The sequence below is a fragment of the Pseudomonas sp. FW306-02-D09B genome, assembly GCF_058782685.1.
The window spans coordinates 59,354-81,965 of the sequence record NZ_JBYSXY010000014.1 but is presented as its reverse complement, the minus strand read 5'-3'; the positions used below and the strand labels follow the sequence as shown (position 1 = coordinate 81,965).

Sequence of the window (22,612 nt, the reverse complement as noted above, 5' to 3'; positions counted from 1 at the left end):
GAAAGTCTGGAGTCCTTATGTCGCTTACCCCTGAGCTGGTTGCCGAACTGGAAATCCTTGCACTCTTCAACCTGGACAGTTCCCAGGAAGGTTTGAAAATTCATCAGACCGCTGCCCCGAAAGCCATTGCTGCCGCACAACGCCTGTTCGACAAAGAGTTGATCACCCAGCCTGATGGCGGTTATCTGACCAGCCTGGGCCGTGATGCCGCACAGAATATTCAGACCGTTCTGACCATTCTGTCTGTCCAAGAAACCGCATAATCGCTGCCGTATCGCCCACGGGAACCCCTGCTACGGGATTTCCGCGGGCAGACTGTCGCTCGTCGATAGATATTTGACGCCAGAAACCAAAATTCAGCTTAAAAGTCCTGAGCATCAGGCTGTAAACTGCCCATCGCCCTGAGACCTTCCCACGTTCGAGCATTGCGAGCCGGTTTGAGCTGACATGACCCGCACCCATGAAATCCGCCCTGATCTGGACGAAGGAATCGATCGCAAGGTTCTCAGCCAGTTGCGTGCGCGCTTTCTGAAGCTCAATGACGGCCGACTGGCCCGAGCCATGGAAGGGTTGTCACCCCGCCAGCAAGGGGTTTTGACCCTGCTGCCGCTGTTCTTCCATGTCAATCACCCGCTGTTGCCAGGTTACGTCTCGGGCAGCACGCCGGCCGGGCTGTCGAATTTCGAACCTGACGCCACGGCTCTTGCCGAAGCGCAACGCCTGACCCGCTCCTTCTCCTACAAGCCCCGCCACGGCAATCCGCCGCGGCCGATTCAGGGTCTGTTCCTGATGGGCAGCCTCGGCACGCTCGCCCAGGCCGATCAAAGCGACATGGACGTGTGGGTTTGCCACGCCCCGGACCTGAGCGAAAGCGAACTCGCCGAACTGCGTAAAAAATGCCAACTGCTCGAAATCTGGGCCGCCAGCCAGGGCGCCGAGGCGCATTTCTTTCTGATCGACCCGCAACGTTTCGTCCGCGGCGAACGTGACACCCAATTGAGCTCCGATGACTGCGGCACCACCCAGCATTACTTGCTGCTCGATGAGTTCTATCGCACCGCCATCTGGCTCGCGGGGCGCACGCCGATCTGGTGGCTGGTGCCGGTGTACGAAGAGACCGGCTACGACCAGTACACCCATACATTGCTGTCCAAACGCTTTATCCGCGCCGATGAAACCCTCGATCTCGGCCACTTGGCGCGGATTCCACCCGGCGAATTCATCGGCGCCGGGCTCTGGCAGTTGTTCAAAGGTATCGAGTCACCCTACAAATCGGTGCTCAAGCTGCTGCTGACCGAGGTCTACGCCAGCGAACACCCGAACGTCAAATGCCTGAGCCTGCGCTTCAAGCAAGCCGTGTTCGCCAACCGTCTCGATCTGGATGAGCTCGACCCGTACATCGTGGTCTACCGGCGCATTGAGGAATACCTCACGGCCCGAGGCGAGCCGGAACGGCTGGAGCTGGTTCGGCGCGCCTTGTACCTCAAGGTCAACCGCAAGCTGACCGGCAACAGCGGCCAGCGCAACAAAAGCTGGCAGCGCCTGCTGCTGGAGCGGCTGGCTGAGGAATGGGGCTGGGATCAGCGCCAACTGGCAATGCTCGACAGCCGCAGCCAATGGAAGGTCCGTCAGGTCAGCGCCGAACGCCGGGCCCTGGTGAATGAACTCAACTACAGCTACCGCTTCCTGACCCAGTTCGCCCGTACCGAGCAGAGCGTCAGCCTGATCAACAAGCGCGACCTCAATGTACTGGGTCGCAGGCTGTATGCCGCCTTCGAACGCAAGGCCGACAAGATCGAGTTCATCAACCCCGGGATCGCACCGGATCTTGCCGAAGACACACTGACCCTCGTCCAGTCAGCAAACAAGAAAGAGCCTGGGCAGAGCCACTGGGGTTTGTACAACGGCAACCTGGGCAATCTGGAGTGGGAACATTTCGCGCCGATCAAGCGCTGTCGCGAACCGCTGGAACTCCTGACCTGGTGCCACCGTAACGGCGTGATCGACAGCAGCACTCGCCTGGCCTTGCACCCCGGCAGCAGCGACCTGAGCGAGTTCGAGCTGTTCAATCTGCTGGGCAGCCTGCAACAGACCATCGCGCTGCCCCTGACCAGCGTCAGCGAAGAACAACTGCTGCATGCCAGCGTGCCGAGCGAGGTGTTGATTCTGGTGAACGTGGGCGTCGACCCGCTCAAGCATCACCGCGACCTGAACATCCTGATGACCACCGAGCGCACAGACTCGCTGAGCTACGCCGGGGTGCGCGAAAATCTGGTGCTGACCCTTGACCAGGTCACGCTCAATAGCTGGAACGAAGTGCTGGTCAGCCGCTACGACGGCGCCCACGCCCTGCTCGATTGCCTGCGCGACTACCTCAACAATCTGCCAAGCGGCCCACAGCAACCTCGACTGCGAGTGCGCTGCTTCTGCCATAACCGTGCGCAGTTCATCGCCCAACGTGTCGAAGAAGTCCTCGATACCGCGCAGAACCTGTTGCTCAGCAAACTCAATCATCGCTACCTGATCCAGGTCCAGCAGCATTACCACGTACTGGAACTGGTGCCCGGCCAGGTCAATCATGTCGCGCTGGCCAGCCCGTCGGCACTGCTCGATTACCTGAACCAGGACCTGATCCGTTACAGCCCGCTGCAACTGGACCCGATGGCGCTGGTGGACCACGACCTGGCGCTGATCCTGCCAATGGGCCAGCCCGACTGCATTCAGGTGTTTTACCGCATCAACGATGCCCACGCCGAGCTGTACGTGCTGGATGAATTCAATGCCCTGTGGCAACAGCGCCAGCCGTATCACGACGAGCAAAGCCTGCTGGTGCCACTGCAACGTTTCCTGCAATCGATCCTGTTTCGCCGTGACGCGCTGTTGCCGATGGACCCCGCCCAACCGGTGACGGTGCTGGAAACCCTGTACTACCAACTGCTGCCATCGGGCACTAATCGTGCACGCCGGGTCGAGCCACGCCCGGCGCCGCAGACACCGGTGAACAAGCCGTTCTACGACGTCCAGGCAATCGTCGGCAAAGCCGTACCGGGGCAAGGCCAGGTCACCCTGTATTGCAATCAGCGAGAGTTTTCCGAGCTGGAGCATGGCGACCAGCTATTTGCCGTGGTGGCGCAGGAGATCGTCGGGCAGCGTCGCGAGGCGCAACACTATCGCTGCTACATCACCGACCTGGACCTGTCCGGCCTGCTCGGTGATGGTCAGGGTTCGAGCAATCTTTACCTGCGCTACAAGGCAGACCTGGAGCGCGCATTGAACAAGGCGCTCGAACAGGCCTGAGGCGTGTCAGAACGCGCAGTCGCCGCCATTCTTGGGTTGCGACTCAACCTCAAGCAGGGTCAGCTTCAAGGTCTTGCCACCCGGTGCCGGCCAGTCGATGTGCTGGCCAACCTTCAAACCGAGCAATGCGCTGCCTACCGGCGCCAGAATGGAAATCCGGCCTTCGTCGGCATTGGCGTCCTGTGGATAAACCAGGGTCAGGTGATAGTCCTTGCCACTGCTTTCTTCACGGCAATGCACGCGCGAGTTCATGGTCACGACATCGGCAGGCACTTCATCGTGACCGACCAGCGTATCGGCGCGATCCAGTTCGGTTTGCAGCGCGATAACACCTGGCAGCGAGTCATCCAGGCTGTCGATCAAACGCTCCAGACGTTGCACGTCCAGGCGGGTAAGGATGATGGAAGGTGCGGTCATGATTAAGGCAGACTCCTTTTTTCTGCACGACAAAAGCAAAACCCCGCCAGAAATAGGCGGGGTTTTCACCGGCCTCGATGAGTTGAGGCGTACCCGGACACTATCACAGCTCAAAAAATATACAAGCCGCCGCCCCCCAACCAACCAACCAACCACTCAGACCACCCCCCCCCCCACTCAGGCCGGCCGGCAGGCCGCCGTGCTGTTGCTGTTGATCTTGATCCACCCGCCCCTATCGGGAGGCCGAGTGGAGGTGTTCATCAGGGGGTGGGCGCGCAGCGCCGTACGGCGCAGCCGGACACATCGAGAGGAGGTCGTCGCGAAGCAGACCGTAGGCGATGCCCCCCTGATGGACACCGTAGCGAGGGAACGCCGAGCCTAAGCGAGGTGCCGTACGCTTGGGGCGAAGACCTTTGCTTCCTTTGGGGCGTCTGCCAAAGGGAGTCGCTGTAAGAGCGAAACCGTAAGTGGCCGTTACCGCAGGAATGGATATGTACACCTGCAAGAGATTGGTCGGCTGTCAGGCCGCCATCGCGGGCAAGCCCGGCTCCCACAATGGATTGGTGTACACCTGCGAGAGATTGGTCGGCTGTCAGGCCGCCATCGCGGGCAAGCCCGGCACAGGTTTGATTGGGGTACATCTGCGGGAGATTGGTCGGCTGTCAGGCCGCCATCGCGAGCAAGCTCGGCTCCTACAGAAAGCCTTCCCCCCAAAAAACCGGCAGGCACAAAAAACCCCGGAGCCATCACCGACACCGGGGTTTTGAGGATAACCAGCCGTTATTGGGCGAGCATCTGACCCACCGTCGGATCCTTGAATAACCGGGTCAACGCATCGCTCAGCACATCGCTCACCAGCTTGGTGTTGGTTTCCTGATTCGGCGCCATACCAAAACGCTGATTCAGCGACGCCGCATAACGGCCACTGTAACGATGGTTGGCATTCTGCACATCAGAGCGGAAAGCCGCGCCAATCGTCGCCTCAGTCACATACATGCCTTCTTTGGGCGACTGATACGTCAGCTCCGCCAGCGTCACCGTCAACTGCGGCACGTTGTAAGCATTAGGCGTTGGTGTGAAACCCAGCAAACGCACAGCCGCTTCGGCCTGGGCCTGCAGCTTCGGCAGAATTTGCGCACCTTGCACCGTGATTGCGCTGGTTTCAGGGTACAGGCCACCACGAGTGCCCAAGGTTGGCGACGGACGGCCATCAACCACCCTCACCACCACCGGCTGACCATGTCCGACTGGAGCCAACTGAGTCGTCAGTTTCGGCTCCGGGGCTAGTTGTTGCGGGCTGTTGGCGCAGCCAACCAGGGTCAAGCTGGTCACAGTGATCAAACCGAACAACAGGCGTTGCAACATGCGCTACTCTCCAGATACAAATACAGACAGACCCGCAGTATAGCGGGGGGCAGCACCTTCGAACCAGCAACCCTGAACACTTGCTGAAGAGATACGCAATGTCACGTGTATCGGGTGCTCCGTAACGCCAGTGTCATGCCACACTGCTAACTTCAAGGCCGTCTCACCTCGAGGGCATTGCCATGCAATTTCTTTGGTCGCTGTTTGCTCCACGCCGCAAATATCGCTACTTCGCCCAGCTCGACAGCAATCAATGCTGCCTGGCGTTCAAGCACTGTCGCGTGCCGCCAGAGGGCGATGGTTGGGTGGAAATCGAAGAGATTCGTCTCAACTGGCTGCACCAGCCGCTGCCGGCCAGCGCCCGTCTGAGCCCGCGCAATGCTCATGCACGGTTGCATGCCGTTTAGCCCACCTGACCGAACGGCTAATAAAAGTCATTAAACACGACCATTTCCCTGCGTTTCTTCGCTACAATCTCCCCCCGATTATAAGGACGTCTCCTGATCGGGCCTCGCAGCATCGTCAATGCGCTTGTATTGACAACCCCCGCACCGCCCACAGAGAGCCGCCCACACAGATCGAGTGAAGCTGGCGAGCTTGCTGTTTATCCTGCAAACCACCACTTTTCGCGAATCTGCCAGAGCTGTCGTTACGCTCGGTCACTGAGCTGTTTGCCCGTTTTGCCTGCCCTGTATCCCATGGCGGCAATCCATGCGGACACGGTGCCAGGCTGGGACAGCCCTTTTTTGAGGTTCACGTCTTCAAAAGAGCGTGAAAAAAACGGGTTTTCACAACTTCACAAGAGTGTGGCGAGCAAATGAATAGTTTTGCGTCTGAATATGCACCATTAGCGTCTACAACAGCCCAACGACACAGGACCGAGTACTCCTCAAGAACTGGAGCCTGAAGCCTGTCCACTACGGATTTGGTTGCACAAACGGACGTATCGACCATAAGTCGAATTGCCTCCCGCGCGCTGAAGTGAGTTCATAGGAACCCTGAGCCCGGTAGGTAGCGTCTGTCGAAGTTGCAAAAAATTGCGAAGATTCGGACATGGCGATCCTGGCCATGGGTGACCCGGGGCTCTACAGAGCATGCCCCGTCACGCCTGGCAGCTATGCCGACAATTTGGTGCTGCAGATTTTGGAGACGCGTTAAATGGCGCATAACGAAGCAGTCGACGTAGTACTGGTTGGGGCCGGCATCATGAGTGCCACCCTTGCTGTATTGCTCAAAGAGCTCGACCCCGCGATCAAGCTGGAAGTCGTCGAGCTGATGGATTCCGGTGCCGCGGAGAGTTCCAACCCGTGGAACAACGCCGGTACCGGGCACGCCGGGCTATGTGAGCTGAACTACACGCCACAGGCCGCTGACGGCAGCGTCGACATCAAGAAAGCCGTGCACATCAACACCCAGTTCGAGGTGTCGAAGCAGTTCTGGTCCTACCTGACCCGAAAAGGCACCTTCGGCTCGTCGAAATCCTTCATCAGCCCGGTCCCGCACCTGAGCTTCGTGCAAGGTGAGTCAGGCGTTTCATTCCTCAAGGAACGTTTCAAGGTGCTGAGCAAGCACCACGCCTTCTCCGAGATGGAGTACACCGAAGACAAGGCAAAAATGGCCGAATGGATGCCATTGATGATGCCTGGTCGTCCGGCCGACGAAGTCATCGCCGCGACCCGCGTGATCAACGGCACCGACGTCAACTTCGGCGCCCTGACCAATCAACTGCTCAAGCACCTGACCAGCGCACCCGACGCCCAGGTCAAGTACTGCAAGCGCGTGACCGGTCTCAAGCGCAACGGCAACGGCTGGACCGTCAGCATCAAGGACGTCAACAGCGGCAACACCCGCGAAGTCGACGCCAAGTTCGTCTTCCTCGGTGCTGGCGGCGCGGCCTTGCCGTTGTTGCAGGCTTCGGGTATCGAAGAAAGCAAAGGTTTCGGCGGTTTCCCGATCAGCGGCCAATGGCTGCGTTGCGACAACCCGGAAGTGGTCAAGCACCACCAGGCCAAGGTCTACAGCCAGGCAGCGGTGGGTTCGCCACCGATGTCGGTGCCGCACCTGGACACCCGTGTCGTCGATGGCCAGAAGTCCCTGCTGTTCGGACCTTACGCCGGCTTCACCACCAAGTTCCTCAAGCACGGTTCGTTCATGGACCTGCCGATGTCGGTTCGCCTCGGCAACATCGGCCCGATGCTGGCCGTGGCGAAAAACAACATGGACCTGACCAAGTACCTGGTCAGCGAAGTGATGCAATCGATGGAACAACGCCTGGAATCGCTGCGCCGCTTCTACCCTCAGGCCAAGGCCGAAGACTGGCGTCTGGAAGTCGCTGGCCAGCGCGTGCAAATCATCAAGAAAGACCCGAAAAAAGGCGGCATCCTGCAGTTCGGTACCGAACTGGTTGCGGCCAAGGACGGATCGCTTGCCGCGCTGCTCGGTGCCTCGCCTGGCGCCTCGGTCACGGTGTCGATCATGCTTGAGCTGATCGAAAAATGCTTCCCGAACAAAGCCAAGGGTGAGTGGGCAGCCAAGCTGGCCGAAATCTTCCCGGCCCGGGAAAAAGTCCTGGAAACCGATGCTGCGCTGTATCGCAAGATCAATGCGCAGAACAACATCGCGCTGGAACTGGTTGAAGAAAGCAGCGAGACCCCAAGCTTCGCTTGAGGCTCGCCCCCCTTCCCCCAAAAAAGAAAACGCCCCGTTCTCGTTGAGAGCGGGGCGTTTTTGTTATCGCCACCTGTAGGAGCACGGCTTGCCGGCGATGGCGTCCTTGAGATCGCCATCGCCGGCAAGAGCTAGGCGCCCCCCCGCTCCTACAGGCACAGGTCAGCCGCGAGCTTTCTGGATCAACTCGATGTAGTCGGCGGCATTGCGCTGATCCTGGATCAGGGCAACGAAGTCCTTGCCGTGCTCGTCCTTGCCGTCCAGGTCGTAACCGGCCTCGATGAAGAACGCCAGGAAACGCTCGAAATCGTCGATACGCAGGCCACGGTAGGCCTTGATCAGTTTGTGCAAGGACGGTGATGTCGCGTCGACCGGTTCAAAATCGAGGAACAATTTGATCTGCGCATCGCCGATCTCGTCACCAATCACCTGCTTCTTATCTTTACGCATTGCCGACTCCAGTTCGCAGACATCTCACGGGGCGGGCAGTTTACCCCCGCCCCGCCCCAAGCCTCAACGACCAGCACTCAATGCGTGCGCCCAGACAATGCGCCTGGCGGAAAAGCGCTTGGTGCGCTGACGCGCTCGTATACAATATTCGCCATCACGCCTGCCGGGATTCATTCACGTGCCTCTACCCAGCTTCAATGCCCCCAATCTGGGGATTGTGCCTTCAGCGTCGGAAGTCATCGTCAAGCATCTGCGCGAGGCCATCATCGGCGGTCACTTTGCCGAAGACGAGCCGATCCGTCAGGACGACATCGCCCGCTTGTTCAACGTCAGCAAGATCCCTGTGCGCGAGGCGCTCAAACGCCTTGAGGCGGAAGGCCTGGTGCAGTTTCAACGCAACAAGGGCGCGGTGGTGACGAAGATTTCCGAGCCCGAGCTGGCGCAGATCTTTGAAGTCCGGGTGCTGCTGGAGGTCCAGGCAATTCGCCTGGCCGTGCCGAACATGACCGAAGCCACGTTCGCCCGCGCCGAAAGCATCTGTGCCGAGTTCCTCGACGAAAACAACATCGGGCGCTGGGCCGAGTTGAACTGGGCGCTGCACGCCTGCCTCTACGAGCCGGCGCAGCGGCCGTTCCTGCTCAACCTGATTCGCTCGATTCACGACAAGGTCGAACGCTACCTGCGCATGCAGATGAGTTTTTCCGAAGGCAAGGACCGTGCGGACCACGAGCACCGCGAGATTATCGCCGCGTGCCGGGCCGGTGACGCCGACAAAGCCGCCGAACTGATCGAGCAACACATCATTGGCGTGTGCCGCACGCTCTATGAACACCTGCCCAATGCCCCCGCGCGGATCTGATCGGGTGTGCCGATTTCGTCATCGGTAACGGTTAAAACCCTCAAGCCATCCCGCGCCTCAAACGCCAGTCTTGCACAGACATTTCCTGTGCAAGGTGGCGCCCTTCATGAAACGTATCCACGTCCTCGATTCTCACACTGGCGGTGAACCGACACGCCTGGTCATCGCCGGCTTCCCGGAACTGGGCAGCGGCTCCATGGCCGAACGCAAGCGCCGCCTCGCCGAAGAGCACGACCACTGGCGCACCGCCACGGTGCTTGAACCGCGTGGCAGCGATGTGCTGGTTGGCGCCCTGCTCTGCGAGCCGCAAGATCCCGAAGCCTGTGCCGGGGTGATTTTCTTCAATAACAGCGGTTACCTCGGCATGTGCGGTCACGGCACGATTGGCCTGGTGGCCTCGCTGGCGTATCTCGAACGCATCGAGCCTGGTGTGCACCGGATCGAAACCCCGGTCGGCACGGTCGAGGCGACGTTGCACGCGGATCGCTCGGTCAGCGTGCGCAACGTCCCGGCCTATCGCTATCGCAAAGCCGTGCAACTGACACTGCCGGGTTACGGCTTCGTCAGCGGCGACATCGCCTGGGGCGGCAACTGGTTTTTCCTGATCGCCGACCACGGCCAACGCATCGCCAGCGACAACCTCGAAGCCCTGACCGCCTACACCTGGGCAGTCCGCGAAGCACTGGAGAACCACGGCATTCGCGGCGAGGACGGCGGCGAAATCGATCACATCGAGCTGTTTGCCGACGACCCGGTGGCCGACAGCCGCAACTTTGTCCTCTGCCCCGGCAAAGCCTACGACCGCTCGCCTTGCGGCACTGGCACCAGCGCCAAGCTGGCGTGCCTGGCAGCCGACGGCAAATTGCAGCCCGGTGAAGTCTGGCGCCAGGCCAGTGTGATCGGCAGCCAGTTCGAAGCCAGCTACGAGCGGCTCGACGAACAGCGCATCATTCCGACGATTCGCGGTCGCGCCCACATGAGTGGCGAGAATCACTTGTTGCTGGAGGAAGACGACCCGTTCGTATGGGGCATCGGTTCATGAATGCCGACGTTATCGTCATCGGCGCCGGCATTGTCGGCAGTGCCTGTGCCTTCGAGCTGGCGCAACGCGGGCTCGACGTGCTGGTGCTCGACAGCCAGCGCGGCGGTGCCACGGCAGTCGGCATGGGCCATCTGGTGGCGATGGATGACAACCCGGCGGAGCTGGCGCTGAGCCAATACTCCATCGAGCTCTGGCGGCAATGGGTGCCGCGTCTTCACCCCGATTGCGCCTACCGCAATTGCGGCACGCTGTGGCTGGCCGCCAATGACGAGGAAATGGCCGGCGCCGAGCACAAACGTCAGATGCTCAAGGCCCGTGGCATCGACTGCGAAATGCTCGACCCGCACGCCCTCTACAAGGCCGAACCGATGCTCCGTCCCGGCCTGAGCGGTGCGCTGAAGGTCAGCGGCGACGGCATTCTCTATGCGCCAAACGCCGCGCACTGGCTGCTCAATCAGAGCGCTGGGCGGATCACGCGGCGCACGGTGGAGGTCACGCAGGTCGACGGCAACCAGTTGCGCTTGAGCTCCGGCGAGCGGTTGCGTGCCGAAGCGGTGGTATTGGCCAATGGTATTCACGCCACCGAGCTGTGCCCCGACCTGCCGATTAGGCCGAAGAAGGGGCATCTGCTGATCACCGACCGTTACCCCGGCAAGATTCATCATCAGCTGGTCGAACTAGGCTATGTCACCAGTGCTCACGCCAGCGAAGGCACCTCGGTGGCCTTCAATGCCCAGCCACGTCCGACCGGGCAACTCTTTCTCGGCTCATCGCGTCAGTTCGACACCACCGACTTGAGCGTCGAACCGGCCGTGTTGGCGCGCATGCTGCGCCGGGCGATCGACTATTTGCCGGAACTGGCCGGGATGAACGCTATCCGCAGCTGGACCGGCCTGCGCGCGGCCACGCCCGATGGCTTGCCGCTGCTCGGCGAACACCCACAGCAAGCAGGTTTGTGGCTGGCGGCCGGGCATGAAGGATTGGGCGTGACCACCGCCCCCGGCAGCGCACAGCTGTTGGCCGCGCAGCTGTGTAAAACCATTCCGGCCATCGACCCGACGCCTTACCTGCCGGGGCGCTTCCTGTCCACTGCACAAGGGTTACGCGCATGATTGAAGTGAGTCTCGACGGCCGCACGGTAGCGGTCGATGCCGGCACGACGGTTGCGGCGCTGCTCTATCTGGCAGGCGACGGCTGCAGCCGAACCTCGGTCAGCGGCAAGCGTCGGGCACCTTTTTGCGGGATGGGGGTTTGCCAGGAGTGCCGGGTGAACATCGACGGGCAGCGCCGCCTCGCCTGCCAAACCACCTGCCGCACAGGCATGCGCGTGGAGACCCGGCCATGAACGTCGAGCTGCTGATTATCGGCGCAGGACCGGCAGGCATGGCGGCCGCGTTGGCCGCCGCACCGAGCGGCGCACGCATCGCCATCATCGATGACAACCCCGCACCTGGCGGGCAAATCTGGCGTGATGGGGTTAACGCACACTTGCCGGCCAATGCCCAGGCTCATCGCCAGAAACTGGCAGCGGCGAGCAACGTGCAGGTGTTCAACTCAACACGTGTAGTCGCCTTGGCCGGCCCGAAAAAACTGTTGCTGGAAGACCCCGAGCACGGCTGGATCATCGAGTACGAACAACTGATTCTGTGCACCGGTGCCCGTGAACTGTTGCTGCCGTTTCCTGGCTGGACCTTGCCCGGCGTCACCGGCGCGGGCGGGCTGCAAGCGCTGATCAAGGGCGGCATGCCGGTGGCCGGCGAGCGGCTGGTGATTGCCGGCAGTGGCCCGCTGCTGCTGGCCAGCGCCGCTACCGCGAAAAAGGCTGGCGCTCAGGTTTTGCAGATTGCCGAACAAGCGCCACTGAGTGCGGTCGCCAGGTTCGCCTTGCAACTGCGCAAATGGCCGGCCAAAGGCCTGCAAGCGGTTCAACTGTTTGATCGTCACTACCGCTGCGACAGTCATGTCCTCGAAGCCTATGGCGACAGTCACCTGCAAGGCGTTCGCCTGAACCGTCAGGGGCGGATCGTCGACATCCCCTGCGAGCGACTGGCCTGCGGCTTCGGCCTGATCCCCAATACCCAATTGGCCCAAGCCCTGGGCTGCGAATTAAAGGACGACGCAATTGCCGTCGACACCAGCCAGCTCAGCAGCCTGAACGGACACTATGCCGCGGGCGAATGTACAGGTTTCGGGGGCAGTGAGCTGGCGCTGGTCGAAGGTGCCATCGCTGGGCTGATGGCCGTCGGCGAGGTGCAGCAGGCCCGCGCACTCTGGCCACAACGACAGCGCAGGCAAGCGTTCGCCGATCAGTTACGGCGCAGCTTTGCCTTGCGCGATGAACTCAAACAGCTGGCAACGCCCGACACGCTGATCTGCCGTTGTGAAGACGTGGCGCTGTCGGCGCTCAAGACTTGCAATGGCTGGAACCAGGCCAAACTGCACACCCGCTGCGGCATGGGCGCCTGCCAGGGGCGAGTCTGTGGCGCGGCGACCCGTTACCTGTTCGACTGGCCACAACCGGCGCCACGCCCGCCGTTTTCCCCAACGCGCATCGACACGCTGTTGCAGCTTGCCGAGCTTCCCAATGGCGCGTCCGTCACCGTAGAGTAAGGCCCTCATCCCTGCGGGCCGCCACCAGATGACGTTCCCCCTGACATTGCCCTGCCCCCGCGACCTGCCCGAGCTATTGGGCAGTTTGCAACTGATCACTCCGCTGCTCGATGCCATGCCCGGCGTGGTGTTCTTCATCAAGGACACCGCCGCCCGCTACGTGCTGATCAATCAGACCCTGGCCCAGCGCTGTGGCGCCAAAGAGCCCAACGCGCTTCTCGGTAAAACGGCTGAGCAGGTGTTCCCCTCGCACTTCGGCCCGCATTACACCGAGCAGGACCGGCGAGTACTGAGTGACGGCAGCCCGTTGAGCGATCAGCTGGAGTTGCACCTTTATCCCGGACGCGAACCTGGCTGGTGCCTGACCCACAAACTGGCACTGCGCGATACACAGGGCCGCATTATCGGCATGGCGGGGATTTCCTACGATCTGCTCGCCCCCCAGTCCAGTCATCCGGCTTACGAAAAACTCGCGGCGGTCGACGGGCATATCCGCGAGCACTACGCACAACACATTGCGCTCGGTGAGCTCACAGCCCTCAGCGGGTTTTCCGTGGCGCAACTGGAGCGCCTGTGCAAACGGATCTTCCAGCTGACACCCCGGCAGATGATTCACAAGGCACGCTTGGGTGCAGCCACGCAACTGCTGTCGGGCGAACTGCCGATCACCGAGATCGCCCTGCGCTGCGGCTACACCGACCATAGCGCCTTCAGCCGCCAGTTCAAGGCGCTCACCGGCGTGTCCCCTTCGCAGTACCGCGACAACCATCGCTGACTGTTACCCGTTACTGCGCACCCCGCCAAACCCTGCTCCCTTTTGTGACACGACACCCGTCGTCGAGGCGTCCGTCTTTGCCGCGTATGTCCCTGGCCGGAATCTGCGTCGCTGGCGGCTGGCGTCTGTTTCGGGCCTTGCAGGCCGTCGAAGGTTTAACCCGATGTGGCTCGCGGTTTTTTGGCACACCCAGTGCATATCAAATATCGTATACGAAATTCTAAATACACATTTGATAAGAACTGCCCAACGCTCGACACCATCCGACAACGAGGCCCCTTATGAAAAATCCTGCACCCGCCGTCTTCATTACAGCCCTGCTGAGCAGCGCGTTCATCGCCCAGGCCCAGGCCGACAAACTCGACGACATCATCGAGTCCGGCAGCTTGCGTTGTGCGGTCACCCTGGACTTCCCGCCGATGGGTTTTCGCGATGAGAAGAACACCCCGGCCGGCTTCGATGTCGACTACTGCAATGACCTGGCAAAAACCCTCGGGGTCAAAGCCGAGATTGTCGAGACGCCGTTCCCTGACCGAATCCCGGCACTGGTTTCCGGCCGCGCCGACGTGATCGTCGCCTCCACCTCCGACACCCTGGAGCGGGCCAAGACCGTGGGCATGACCATTCCCTACTTCGCCTTCCAGATGGTGGTGCTGACCCGCAGCGACGCCGGGATCAAATCCTACGATGACCTCAAGGGTCATTCGGTCGGCGGACCGGCCGGCACGTTTGAAGCCATCGCACTGGAAAACGACGTGAAGAAATGGGCCAACGCCAAGGGCGCTTTCCATGCCTACCAGTCGCTGGCCGACGCGGTGCTTGCGCTGAGCCAGGGGCAGATCGACGCGACGACCGTGACCTCGACGGTCGCCTCGTCACTGATCAAGTCCGGCAAGTACAAAAACCTCAGCGTCGCCGGCACCGCACCGTATGACATCGACTACGTGTCGCTGGGCGCCAAGCGCAATGAGTTCGGCCTGATCAACTACCTGAACCTGTTCGTCAACCACCAGGTGCGCTCCGGGCGGTATCAGGAGTTGTTCGCGCAATGGGTCGGCGGCACCGCGCCACAGCTGACGGCCAGCGGCGTGTATCGCTAAGGACTGCATAGCCGAGGGGATGGGCTGGCCCTGAATGTCAGTCAAGTGCAGAACCTGGGCGCAGGAGCTTGCTCCCGCTGGGGCGCGGAGCGGCCCTGAAAATGGGACTGCTACGCAGTCCAGCGGGAGCAAGCTCCCTCGCCACAGGTTCTGCGTTTAGCCGATAGATATTCAGGATAAACCCGGCCCCCAAACCAGTTGAAAACCAAGGAACTCCTTTGATGTTCGACTACACCTTCCATTGGCGCGCCGCCTTCCAGGCGTTGCCGGAAATGCTCGACGGCGCGCGGATCACTCTGGAAATCGCGGTGCTGTCGATGTTGGCCGGCACGCTGATCGCCATGTTCCTGGCCCTCGGCCAACTGTCCGACAAGCGCCTGTTGCGGGCGATGGCCGCCAGTTGGGTGTCGATTGCACGCAACACGCCAGCCCTGTTTCAGGTCTACATCCTGTACTTCGGCCTCGGCGCCTTTGGCATTCACATGGGCTCATGGCTGGCATTGCTGATCGGCATCACCTTCAACAACGCCGGTTACCTGGCGGAGACCTTTCGCGGCGGCCTCAACGCCGTGCCGGAAACCCAATTGCGCGCCGCCCGCTCGCTGGGCATGAGCGCACCGAAGGCTTATCGACTGGTGGTCCTGCCGCAATTGCTGCGCGTGGTGTTTTACCCGCTGACCAATCAAATGGTCTGGGCCTTGCTGATGACATCACTGGGCGTGGTGGTCGGCCTGACCAGCGACCTGACCGGCGTGACCCAGGCGCTGAACGTGAAGACCTTTCGCACCTTCGAGTTCTTCGCCATCGCCGCCGTCCTCTACTTCGTCCTGGCCAAGCTGGTGGTGTTGATCGCCCGCCTGCTGGCCTGGCGTTTGTTTCGGTACTAGGAGGTCTGCATGTACACCTCAAGTTTTACCTCGGGCGACTTCCTCTACCTGCTGCAAGGTGCCGGCACCACGCTGTTGCTGACGTTCTGGGCGATGTTGATCGGCACGTTGCTGGGGGTCGCGTGTGGCCTGGTTCGGGCCTTGCTGCCACGTGTGAGTCTGCCGCTGGCCTGGGTGCTGGACGTGTTTCGCAGCGTGCCGTTGCTGATCCAGTTTGTGCTGCTCAACTCGTTCAAGTCGATCGTCGGCCTGAACTGGAGCGCGTTCACCGTGGCCTGCGTGATCCTCGGCGCCTACTCCACCGCCTACTGCGCAGAAATCGTTCGCGGCGGCGTGCTCTCGGTGCCGTTGAGCACACGGCGAGCCGCCCGTTCGCTGGGCCTCAGTCACCGCCAGGACTTGCTGCACATTGTCCTGCCGATGGCCACGCGGGTGGCGTTTCCGGGCTGGATCAACCTGACACTGGCGGTCATGAAAGACACCTCGCTGGTGCTCTGGATCGGCATCGTCGAATTGCTGCGCGCTTCGCAAACCATCGTCACCCGGCTCCAGGAACCGTTGTTCGTCCTGGCCCTGGCCGGCCTTATCTACTACGTCATGAGCCTGGTGATCGCTCGTCTGGGTGCGCGGCTCGAACAGAGGTGGCAGGAAAATGATTGAGATCGAGAACGTGCGTAAATCCTTCGGCAACCTGGAAGTCGTCAAGGGTGTCGACCTGACCGTGAACAAAGGCGAAGTGCTGTCGATCATCGGTGGCTCGGGCTCGGGCAAATCGACCTTGCTGATGTGCATCAACGGCCTGGAAGCCATTCAGGGCGGGCAGATCCGCGTCGACGGCACGCCGGTGCATGCCAGCGGCACCGACCTGAACAAGTTGCGGCAGAAAATCGGCATCGTCTTCCAGCAATGGAACGCCTTCCCGCACCTCACGGTGATGGAAAACGTGATGCTCGCCCCGCGCAAGGTGCTCGGCAAAAGCCGCCAGGAAGCTGAAGAAATTGCCGTGCGCCAGCTGACCCACGTGGGCCTCGGCGACAAGCTCAAGGTGTTTCCGAGCAAGCTCTCCGGCGGTCAGCAACAGCGCATGGCGATTGCCCGGGCGCTGGCCATGTCGCCGGACTACATGCTGTTCGACGAAGCCACTTCGGCCCTCGACCCGCAACTGGTGGGCGAAGTGCTGGACACCATGCGCCTGCTCGCCGAGGAAGGCATGACCATGGTCCTGGTGACCCACGAAATCCGCTTCGCCCGGGATGTGTCGGATCGGGTGGCGTTCTTTCGCGACGGCAAGATCCACGAAATCGGTTCACCGGACCAGGTGATCGGCCAGCCGCAACGCGCGGAAACCGCCGACTTCCTGAAGTCGGTGTTGTAACCCACAGACAGACTCAGGAGACAGTCATGCGTTCGAGCAAGATCATTCATGTGGTGAGTTGCCACGCCGAAGGTGAAGTCGGTGACGTTATCGTCGGCGGTGTCGCACCACCGCCCGGCGCGACACTCTGGGAGCAGTCGCGCTGGATTGCCGAGGACCAGACCCTGCGCAACTTCGTGCTGAACGAGCCGCGCGGCGGCGTCTTTCGTCACGTCAATCTGCTGGTGCCGTCCAAGAACCCGCTCGCCGACATGGCGTGGATCATCATGGAACCGGCGGACACACCGCCGATGTCCGGCTCCAACTCGCTGTGCGTGGCGACAGTACTGCTCGACAGCGGCATTTTACCGATGACCGAACCGCTGACCCGGCTGGTGCTCGAAGCCCCCGGCGGCTTGATCGAAGTGACTGCCCAGTGTCGCAACGGCAAGGCCGAGCGGGTCGAGGTGCGGAACGTGGTGTCGTTTGCCGACAAGCTCGATGCCTGGATCGAAGTCGAAGGCCTCGGTTCGCTGCAGGTCGATACTGCCTATGGCGGCGACAGCTTTGTGATCGTCGATGCCCAGCGCCTGGGCTTCTCACTGACCGCCGATGAAGCCGCAGACCTGGTCGCCAGCGGCCTGAAGATTACTCAAGCGGCCAATGAACAATTGGGGTTCGTGCACCCGCTGAACCCGGACTGGGAGCATATTTCGTTCTGCCAGATCGCCGCACCGCTCGACCGCACCAACGGCGTGGCCAGTGCCGCCAATGCGGTGGTGATCCGCCCCGGCAAGATCGATCGCTCGCCCTGCGGCACCGGTTGCTCGGCGCGCATGGCGGTGCTGCACGCCAAAGGCCAACTGGCAGTGGGTGAAGTGTTCATCGGGCGTTCGATCATCGGTTCCGAGTTTCGTTGCCGGATCGACAGCACCAGCGAAATCGCCGGCCGTCCGGCCATTATCCCCTGCCTGTCCGGGCGCGCCTGGATCACCGGCACCCACCAGCATCTGCTCGACCCAAGCGATCCTTGGCCGGGCGGTTATCGACTGTCCGACACCTGGCCCGTCGACCTGGCTATTTGAAACATCGTACCTGGCAAAACCCTTTGAACCCCACGGCACTTTCAGTGCTCAATTTAAACGTATACGAAATACTAAATAGTCATCATCGGAGGCAACATGAGCAAGCACGTTAACTGGAGCGGCGTTTTCCCTGCGGTCACTACCCAGTTCAACCCGGACTTTTCCATCGACTATGAAGGCACGCACAAGGTCATCAGCGGGCTGGTGCGTGACGGCGTGTCGGGGCTGGTGATCTGCGGCACCGTCGGCGAGAACACCTCGCTGAGCACCGAAGAAAAAATCAGCCTGGTGGAAGTCGCCAAGGACGCCGCCGCAGGTCGGGTGCCGGTGATCTCCGGTGTTGCCGAATTCACCAGCGCCAACGCCAGCAAGGTCGCCAAGGAAATCCAGCGCGTGGGCGCCGACGGCATCATGTTGATGCCGGCACTGGTCTACTCCTCGAAACCCTTCGAGACCGCCGCGCACTTTCGCAGCGTCGCCGCCAGCATCGACCTGCCGGTGATGGTCTACAACAACCCGCCGATCTACAAAAACGATGTCACCCCGGACATCCTGATCTCCCTGGCCGACTGCGACAACGTCGTCTGCTTCAAGGATTCCTCGGGCGATACCCGGCGCTTCATCGATGTGCGCAATGAAGTCGGCGACCGCTTTGTGCTGTTCGCCGGGCTCGATGACGTGGTGCTCGAAAGCATCGCCGTCGGTGCGGTGGGCTGGGTTTCCGGGATGTCCAATGCCTTCCCGAAAGAAGGCGAGACGCTGTTCCGCCTGGCCCGCGATGGCCGCTTCAAAGAGGCCATGCCGATCTACGAATGGTTCATGCCACTGCTGCACCTCGATGCCCGCCCGGACCTGGTGCAGTGCATCAAGCTCTGTGAGGAACTGATGGGCCGCGGCACGGCGCTGACCCGTCCACCTCGCCTGGGTCTGCTTGACCACGAGCGCAGCGAGGTCGAGGCGCTGGTCAAGGCCGCGCTCGCCAACCGCCCGAGCTTGCCGGACGTCGGTCTGTAACCGCCCCTCCCCACTGCCGCGCTCGGCATCGAGCGCGGCCATGCCGAGCATTTTTTATGTCAGCCATTATCGGCCACAACTTTATCGGCTTCGGCCGCAGCGCCGCAGGTGATCAGGTTCTGCACAGCGTCGACGCCCACAGCGGTGAACCGCTGCCCTATGGCTTCAGCCAGGCCAGCACCGAGGAAGTCGACAACGCCGCCCACTTCGCCGCCAGGGCCTACCCGATTTATCGCAACCTGCCGGCCACGGTGCGCGCTGGTTTTCTCGAGACCATCGCCGAAGAAATTGACGCCCTGGGCGATGACTTCATCGCCATCGTCTGTCGCGAGACGGCTCTGCCCGCTGCGCGGATTCAGGGCGAACGGGCGCGAACCAGCGGCCAGTTGCGGCTGTTCGCCCGGGTGCTGCGTCAAGGCGACTTCCTCGGTGCGCGTATCGACCGCGCCCTGCCTGAGAGCCAACCTTTGCCACGGCCTGATTTGCGTCAGTGGCGCATCGGCCTGGGCCCGGTGGCGGTGTTCGGTGCGAGTAACTTTCCACTGGCGTTTTCCACCGCCGGTGGCGATACCGCCGCCGCCCTGGCCGCGGGTTGCCCGGTGGTGTTCAAGGCCCACAGCGGGCATATGGCAACCGCCGAGCTGGTGGCGGCAGCGATCATTCGCGCGGCACAGCGCAGTGGCATGCCTGAAGGCGTGTTCAACATGATTTATGGCGCGGGCGTCGGTGAGGCACTGGTCAAACACCCGGCGATCCAGGCGGTGGGGTTCACCGGCTCGCTCAACGGTGGCCGGGCGCTGTGCGACATGGCCGCTGCAAGGCCGCAACCGATACCGGTGTTCGCCGAGATGTCGAGCATCAACCCGGTACTGCTGCTACCCGCCGCCCTCGCGGCCCGCAGCGCAAGCATTGCCAGCGAATTGAGCGCTTCGATCGTGCTGGGGGGCGGCCAGTTCTGTACCAATCCGGGGTTGATCATCGGCCTGCGCTCGGCGGCGTTCAGCGCCTGCATCGAACAACTCACCGCGCAGATCAACGAAAAACCGCCACAAACCCTGCTCAACAGCGGTACCCGGCGTAGCTATGAAGGCGGCGTGCAGCGCTTGCTCGAGCATCCACGGGTGACGCGCTTGAGCGGCGCCTGCACGTCAGGCAATCAGGTGCAGCCGCAGTTGTTCAAGGCCGACGTCAGCCTGCTGCTTGAAGGGGACGAAGTGCTGCAAGAAGAAGTGTTCGGTCCGGCCAGCATCGTGCTGGAGGTGGCCGACGAGCAAGAACTCAGGTTGGCGCTGTGTGCCTTGCACGGGCAATTGACCGCTACGCTGATCGCCGATCCGCAAGACTTGGCGCTGTGCGCGCAGTTGATACCGATCCTCGAACAGAAAGCCGGGCGGCTGCTGCTCAACGGTTATCCGACCGGTGTCGAGGTGTGCGATGCAATGGTCCACGGCGGACCGTATCCGGCGACGTCGGACGCTCGCGGCACCTCGGTCGGCAGCCTGGCAATCGAGCGGTTCCTGCGACCGGTGTGCTATCAGAACTGTCCGGACGGGTTACTGCCGGACGCCCTGAAGAACGCCAATCCACTGGGAATTTTACGTCTGGTCGACGGGATGAATACCCGCGAGGGGTGGAGTGACGAATAGACCTGATCTACCGTGATACCAGTCGTTCACAAGACCTCTGAAGTGGACACAAATCCTGTGGCGAGGGAGCTTGCTCCCGCTCGGCTGCGAAGCAGTCGTAAACCGGCTGATACGTTCTACCTGATAAAACGCAGTCGCCTATTTTGGGACCGCTTCGCGATCCAGCGGGAGCAAGCTCCCTCGCCACAGGTCGGCGCTTTTCGTCAGTCGAACTGCGCGCGCATCCAGGCCTGATACTCGGTAACGCCAGGCTCGCCTTCGCGGGGTGCCCAATGTGCGTGTTCACCCTCGCCTACCGGACGATAAGGACCGGCCTTGCATTCGAACATCACGCTGTCTGCTTCGAGTACGACCAGACCGTGATAAACACCGGCCGGCAGGTCGATCCCCAGCGTATCGCCGCCGCACTCCAGGATTCGCTTGGCAATCACCTGGCCCGCGTCGTCGAAAAGCAGCACACCCAGACGGCCCTTGAGGACCAACAGGGTTTCAGCCTTGTCATCGCTCAAATGCCGATGTGGCGGAACGTACGTCGATGGCTGCAAGCCCACCGCCATACGGTGGCACGGCTCCTCCATCTGATGGAAGTTGTGATGCTGCCGGCCACGAGGATTGGCCGCAGCTTTCTCGGCCAGCTCGGTAAACAGTGCTTGATCAAGAAAGCTCGGCGCGGCCATGTCTTACATTCCTTTGACGGCGTAGATCCCGGCGGCGTTGCGCCAGTAGCCTTTGTAGTCCATGCCGTAACCGAAGATGTAGCGGTCGATGCACGGCAGACCGACGAAATCGGCTTTCAGGTCCGGGCGAGCCTTGCGGTCGTGGTCTTTATCGATCAGCACGGCGGTGTGCACGGCGCGGGCGCCAGCATGTTTGCAGAAGTCGATGATCGCGCCCAGGGTGTGACCTTCGTCGAGGATGTCGTCGATGATCAGCACGTCACGGTCGATGAACGAGACTTCTGGCTTGGCCTTCCAGAACAGATCGCCGCCGCTGGTTTCGTTGCGATAGCGAGTAGCGTGCAGGTAGGACGCTTCCAGCGGGAAATTCAGATGGGTCAGCAGTTTGCCGGAGAAAATCAGGCCGCCGTTCATCACGCAGAAGACCACCGGGTTGCTATCAGCCAGCTGATCGTTGATTTGCGCACCCACGCGGGCGATGGCCGCCTCGACTTCAGCTTCGGTGTACAGGCAGTCAGCCTCTCGCATGATTTGACGGATATGCTCGAGATCAGCGGACATGGTGCTCTCCAAGGGGGTGGCGGATTCGGAAAAGCGAGCAAAGGTACGCATCCAGCCGGGTCAGATCAAGCGTTTCTGGACTAACGTACTGTATGTCTATAGGACAACACCCTCGGATAGATTAATCTAGGCCGGTTTTTTTGCCCGCCGCCGGAGCCTTTCCCCATGCCCATCCGTGAGATCCGCCATCCGCTGATCCGACACAAACTTGGCCTTATGCGCCGCGCCGACATTAGCACGAAGAATTTCCGCGAGCTCGCTCAGGAAGTCGGCGCCCTGCTGACCTACGAGGCGACCAAAGACCTGCCCCTTGAAACCTACGATATCGAAGGCTGGTGCGGCACTGTTTCGGTCGAGAAGATCGCCGGCAAGAAAATTACCGTGGTGCCGATCCTGCGCGCCGGCATCGGTATGCTTGAAGGCGTGCTCAGCCTGATCCCGGGCGCCAAAGTCAGCGCCGTGGGCGTGGCCCGCAACGAGGAAACCCTCGAAGCGCACACCTATCTGGAAAAACTGGTTCCGGAAATCGACGAACGCCTGGCAATGATCATCGACCCGATGCTCGCCACCGGCGGCTCGATGGTCGCCACCATCGACCTGCTGAAAAAGGCCGGTTGCAAGGACATCCGCGCAATGGTCCTGGTAGCCGCTCCTGAAGGCATCGCCGCGGTAGAGAAGGCTCACCCGGACGTGACCATCTACACCGCGTCAATTGATCAAAAATTGAACGAACACGGCTATATCATCCCGGGTCTGGGCGATGCCGGTGACAAGATCTTCGGTACCAAGCAGAAGGACGCGTGAGC

At 61.4% G+C, this 22,612-nt stretch carries 23 protein-coding genes; 18 read left to right on the top strand and 5 right to left on the bottom strand.

The window, feature by feature from the left end:
- Nucleotides 1-17 precede the first annotated feature (17 nt).
- Nucleotides 18-263, top strand: coding sequence for a TIGR02647 family protein (locus AC3WK5_RS21845; protein WP_019694230.1), 246 nt, complete (start codon nucleotides 18-20; stop codon nucleotides 261-263).
- A 184-nt stretch (nucleotides 264-447) separates the two neighbouring features.
- Nucleotides 448-3,297: a class I adenylate cyclase gene (locus AC3WK5_RS21840; protein ID WP_103317897.1), complete on the top strand. Its 2,850-nt coding sequence runs from the start codon at nucleotides 448-450 to the stop codon at nucleotides 3,295-3,297.
- 6 nt (nucleotides 3,298-3,303) lie between these two features.
- On the opposite strand, the gene rnk is transcribed toward AC3WK5_RS21840, so the two are convergent.
- Both rnk and AC3WK5_RS21830 read right to left on the bottom strand, forming a co-directional pair.
- Nucleotides 3,304-3,714: a nucleoside diphosphate kinase regulator gene (gene rnk / locus AC3WK5_RS21835; protein WP_054594614.1), complete on the bottom strand. Its 411-nt coding sequence runs from the start codon at nucleotides 3,712-3,714 to the stop codon at nucleotides 3,304-3,306.
- 780 nt (nucleotides 3,715-4,494) lie between these two features.
- Nucleotides 4,495-5,079, bottom strand: a complete 585-nt coding sequence (locus AC3WK5_RS21830; RefSeq protein ID WP_054595653.1) for a YajG family lipoprotein — start codon at nucleotides 5,077-5,079, stop codon at nucleotides 4,495-4,497.
- A 182-nt stretch (nucleotides 5,080-5,261) separates the two neighbouring features.
- Between AC3WK5_RS21830 and AC3WK5_RS21825 the strand changes: the two genes are divergently transcribed.
- Both AC3WK5_RS21825 and mqo read left to right on the top strand, forming a co-directional pair.
- A complete protein-coding gene (locus AC3WK5_RS21825) occupies nucleotides 5,262-5,486 on the top strand; it encodes a hypothetical protein (RefSeq protein ID WP_103318472.1) in 225 nt (74 codons plus the stop codon).
- Nucleotides 5,487-6,237: 751 nt separating this feature from the next.
- The gene (mqo, locus tag AC3WK5_RS21820; RefSeq protein ID WP_103318470.1) at nucleotides 6,238-7,746 is read left to right on the top strand and encodes a malate dehydrogenase (quinone); all 1,509 of its coding nucleotides are present in this window, start codon (nucleotides 6,238-6,240) and stop codon (nucleotides 7,744-7,746) included.
- Nucleotides 7,747-7,908: 162 nt separating this feature from the next.
- Here the strand turns inward: mqo and AC3WK5_RS21815 are convergent, their stop codons facing one another.
- A complete protein-coding gene (locus tag AC3WK5_RS21815; RefSeq protein WP_103318468.1) occupies nucleotides 7,909-8,196 on the bottom strand; it encodes a PA4642 family protein in 288 nt (95 codons plus the stop codon).
- A gap of 178 nt (nucleotides 8,197-8,374) precedes the next feature.
- On the opposite strand from AC3WK5_RS21815, the gene AC3WK5_RS21810 reads away from it, so the two are divergent.
- From AC3WK5_RS21810 to AC3WK5_RS21750, 13 genes are all read left to right on the top strand, one after another.
- The gene (locus AC3WK5_RS21810; protein ID WP_054595649.1) at nucleotides 8,375-9,055 is read left to right on the top strand and encodes a GntR family transcriptional regulator; all 681 of its coding nucleotides are present in this window, start codon (nucleotides 8,375-8,377) and stop codon (nucleotides 9,053-9,055) included.
- Nucleotides 9,056-9,161: 106 nt separating this feature from the next.
- Nucleotides 9,162-10,097, top strand: a complete 936-nt coding sequence (locus AC3WK5_RS21805) for a 4-hydroxyproline epimerase (RefSeq protein WP_103318466.1) — start codon at nucleotides 9,162-9,164, stop codon at nucleotides 10,095-10,097.
- Nucleotides 10,094-11,209: an NAD(P)/FAD-dependent oxidoreductase gene (locus AC3WK5_RS21800; RefSeq protein ID WP_103318464.1), complete on the top strand. Its 1,116-nt coding sequence runs from the start codon at nucleotides 10,094-10,096 to the stop codon at nucleotides 11,207-11,209. The genes AC3WK5_RS21805 and AC3WK5_RS21800 overlap by 4 nt, the downstream gene beginning before the upstream one ends.
- Nucleotides 11,206-11,442 (top strand): (2Fe-2S)-binding protein, encoded by a 237-nt coding sequence (locus AC3WK5_RS21795; RefSeq protein WP_103318462.1) that lies wholly within the window; start codon nucleotides 11,206-11,208, stop codon nucleotides 11,440-11,442. The genes AC3WK5_RS21800 and AC3WK5_RS21795 overlap by 4 nt, the downstream gene beginning before the upstream one ends.
- Nucleotides 11,439-12,707: an NAD(P)/FAD-dependent oxidoreductase gene (locus AC3WK5_RS21790; protein ID WP_103318460.1), complete on the top strand. Its 1,269-nt coding sequence runs from the start codon at nucleotides 11,439-11,441 to the stop codon at nucleotides 12,705-12,707. The genes AC3WK5_RS21795 and AC3WK5_RS21790 overlap by 4 nt, the downstream gene beginning before the upstream one ends.
- 28 nt (nucleotides 12,708-12,735) lie before the next feature.
- On the top strand, nucleotides 12,736-13,482 hold the full coding sequence (locus tag AC3WK5_RS21785; RefSeq protein ID WP_054595644.1) for an AraC family transcriptional regulator: 747 nt from the start codon (nucleotides 12,736-12,738) through the stop codon (nucleotides 13,480-13,482).
- A gap of 281 nt (nucleotides 13,483-13,763) precedes the next feature.
- On the top strand, nucleotides 13,764-14,582 hold the full coding sequence (locus tag AC3WK5_RS21780; RefSeq protein WP_103318457.1) for an ABC transporter substrate-binding protein: 819 nt from the start codon (nucleotides 13,764-13,766) through the stop codon (nucleotides 14,580-14,582).
- 221 nt (nucleotides 14,583-14,803) lie between these two features.
- The gene (locus AC3WK5_RS21775; protein ID WP_054595642.1) at nucleotides 14,804-15,469 is read left to right on the top strand and encodes an amino acid ABC transporter permease; all 666 of its coding nucleotides are present in this window, start codon (nucleotides 14,804-14,806) and stop codon (nucleotides 15,467-15,469) included.
- Between the two features lie 9 nt (nucleotides 15,470-15,478).
- Nucleotides 15,479-16,129 carry an amino acid ABC transporter permease gene (locus AC3WK5_RS21770; protein ID WP_054595641.1) on the top strand — a complete coding sequence of 217 codons (651 nt, stop codon included), beginning with the start codon at nucleotides 15,479-15,481 and terminating at the stop codon, nucleotides 16,127-16,129.
- Nucleotides 16,122-16,844 carry an amino acid ABC transporter ATP-binding protein gene (locus AC3WK5_RS21765; RefSeq protein ID WP_103318455.1) on the top strand — a complete coding sequence of 241 codons (723 nt, stop codon included), beginning with the start codon at nucleotides 16,122-16,124 and terminating at the stop codon, nucleotides 16,842-16,844. The genes AC3WK5_RS21770 and AC3WK5_RS21765 overlap by 8 nt, the downstream gene beginning before the upstream one ends.
- 26 nt (nucleotides 16,845-16,870) lie before the next feature.
- Nucleotides 16,871-17,908 carry a trans-3-hydroxy-L-proline dehydratase gene (locus AC3WK5_RS21760; protein ID WP_103318453.1) on the top strand — a complete coding sequence of 346 codons (1,038 nt, stop codon included), beginning with the start codon at nucleotides 16,871-16,873 and terminating at the stop codon, nucleotides 17,906-17,908.
- A 96-nt stretch (nucleotides 17,909-18,004) separates the two neighbouring features.
- A complete protein-coding gene (locus tag AC3WK5_RS21755) occupies nucleotides 18,005-18,922 on the top strand; it encodes a dihydrodipicolinate synthase family protein (protein WP_103318451.1) in 918 nt (305 codons plus the stop codon).
- 56 nt (nucleotides 18,923-18,978) lie between these two features.
- Nucleotides 18,979-20,568, top strand: coding sequence for an aldehyde dehydrogenase (NADP(+)) (locus AC3WK5_RS21750; protein WP_103318449.1), 1,590 nt, complete (start codon nucleotides 18,979-18,981; stop codon nucleotides 20,566-20,568).
- Nucleotides 20,569-20,771: 203 nt separating this feature from the next.
- On the opposite strand, the gene AC3WK5_RS21745 is transcribed toward AC3WK5_RS21750, so the two are convergent.
- Together AC3WK5_RS21745 and AC3WK5_RS21740 are read right to left on the bottom strand one after the other, a co-directional pair.
- Nucleotides 20,772-21,245, bottom strand: coding sequence for a WbuC family cupin fold metalloprotein (locus AC3WK5_RS21745; RefSeq protein WP_103318447.1), 474 nt, complete (start codon nucleotides 21,243-21,245; stop codon nucleotides 20,772-20,774).
- 3 nt (nucleotides 21,246-21,248) lie between these two features.
- The gene (locus AC3WK5_RS21740) at nucleotides 21,249-21,806 is read right to left on the bottom strand and encodes a hypoxanthine-guanine phosphoribosyltransferase (RefSeq protein WP_054595635.1); all 558 of its coding nucleotides are present in this window, start codon (nucleotides 21,804-21,806) and stop codon (nucleotides 21,249-21,251) included.
- A gap of 165 nt (nucleotides 21,807-21,971) precedes the next feature.
- Here AC3WK5_RS21740 and upp point away from each other — a divergent pair, with 165 nt between their 5' ends.
- A complete protein-coding gene (gene upp / locus AC3WK5_RS21735) occupies nucleotides 21,972-22,610 on the top strand; it encodes a uracil phosphoribosyltransferase (RefSeq protein ID WP_019693615.1) in 639 nt (212 codons plus the stop codon).
- The last annotated feature ends 2 nt before the right edge of the window (nucleotides 22,611-22,612 follow it).

Bases quoted from the DNA above. Each gene is read 5' to 3' on its own strand.
- AC3WK5_RS21775 (WP_054595642.1), top strand. From the start codon at position 14,804: ATGTTCGACTACACCTTCCATTGGCGCGCCGCCTTCCAGGCGTTGCCG.
- upp (WP_019693615.1), top strand. From the start codon at position 21,972: ATGCCCATCCGTGAGATCCGCCATCCGCTGATCCGACACAAACTTGGC.
- AC3WK5_RS21780 (WP_103318457.1), top strand. From the start codon at position 13,764: ATGAAAAATCCTGCACCCGCCGTCTTCATTACAGCCCTGCTGAGCAGC.
- AC3WK5_RS21800 (WP_103318464.1), top strand. From the start codon at position 10,094: ATGAATGCCGACGTTATCGTCATCGGCGCCGGCATTGTCGGCAGTGCC.
- AC3WK5_RS21830 (WP_054595653.1), bottom strand. From the start codon at position 5,079: ATGTTGCAACGCCTGTTGTTCGGTTTGATCACTGTGACCAGCTTGACC.
- AC3WK5_RS21740 (WP_054595635.1), bottom strand. From the start codon at position 21,806: ATGTCCGCTGATCTCGAGCATATCCGTCAAATCATGCGAGAGGCTGAC.
- AC3WK5_RS21795 (WP_103318462.1), top strand. From the start codon at position 11,206: ATGATTGAAGTGAGTCTCGACGGCCGCACGGTAGCGGTCGATGCCGGC.
- AC3WK5_RS21745 (WP_103318447.1), bottom strand. From the start codon at position 21,245: ATGGCCGCGCCGAGCTTTCTTGATCAAGCACTGTTTACCGAGCTGGCC.
- AC3WK5_RS21845 (WP_019694230.1), top strand. From the start codon at position 18: ATGTCGCTTACCCCTGAGCTGGTTGCCGAACTGGAAATCCTTGCACTC.
- AC3WK5_RS21815 (WP_103318468.1), bottom strand. From the start codon at position 8,196: ATGCGTAAAGATAAGAAGCAGGTGATTGGTGACGAGATCGGCGATGCG.
- AC3WK5_RS21790 (WP_103318460.1), top strand. From the start codon at position 11,439: ATGAACGTCGAGCTGCTGATTATCGGCGCAGGACCGGCAGGCATGGCG.
- AC3WK5_RS21805 (WP_103318466.1), top strand. From the start codon at position 9,162: ATGAAACGTATCCACGTCCTCGATTCTCACACTGGCGGTGAACCGACA.
- rnk (WP_054594614.1), bottom strand. From the start codon at position 3,714: ATGACCGCACCTTCCATCATCCTTACCCGCCTGGACGTGCAACGTCTG.
- AC3WK5_RS21755 (WP_103318451.1), top strand. From the start codon at position 18,005: ATGAGCAAGCACGTTAACTGGAGCGGCGTTTTCCCTGCGGTCACTACC.
- AC3WK5_RS21765 (WP_103318455.1), top strand. From the start codon at position 16,122: ATGATTGAGATCGAGAACGTGCGTAAATCCTTCGGCAACCTGGAAGTC.
- AC3WK5_RS21840 (WP_103317897.1), top strand. From the start codon at position 448: ATGACCCGCACCCATGAAATCCGCCCTGATCTGGACGAAGGAATCGAT.
- AC3WK5_RS21770 (WP_054595641.1), top strand. From the start codon at position 15,479: ATGTACACCTCAAGTTTTACCTCGGGCGACTTCCTCTACCTGCTGCAA.
- AC3WK5_RS21750 (WP_103318449.1), top strand. From the start codon at position 18,979: ATGTCAGCCATTATCGGCCACAACTTTATCGGCTTCGGCCGCAGCGCC.
- AC3WK5_RS21785 (WP_054595644.1), top strand. From the start codon at position 12,736: ATGACGTTCCCCCTGACATTGCCCTGCCCCCGCGACCTGCCCGAGCTA.
- AC3WK5_RS21825 (WP_103318472.1), top strand. From the start codon at position 5,262: ATGCAATTTCTTTGGTCGCTGTTTGCTCCACGCCGCAAATATCGCTAC.
- AC3WK5_RS21760 (WP_103318453.1), top strand. From the start codon at position 16,871: ATGCGTTCGAGCAAGATCATTCATGTGGTGAGTTGCCACGCCGAAGGT.
- mqo (WP_103318470.1), top strand. From the start codon at position 6,238: ATGGCGCATAACGAAGCAGTCGACGTAGTACTGGTTGGGGCCGGCATC.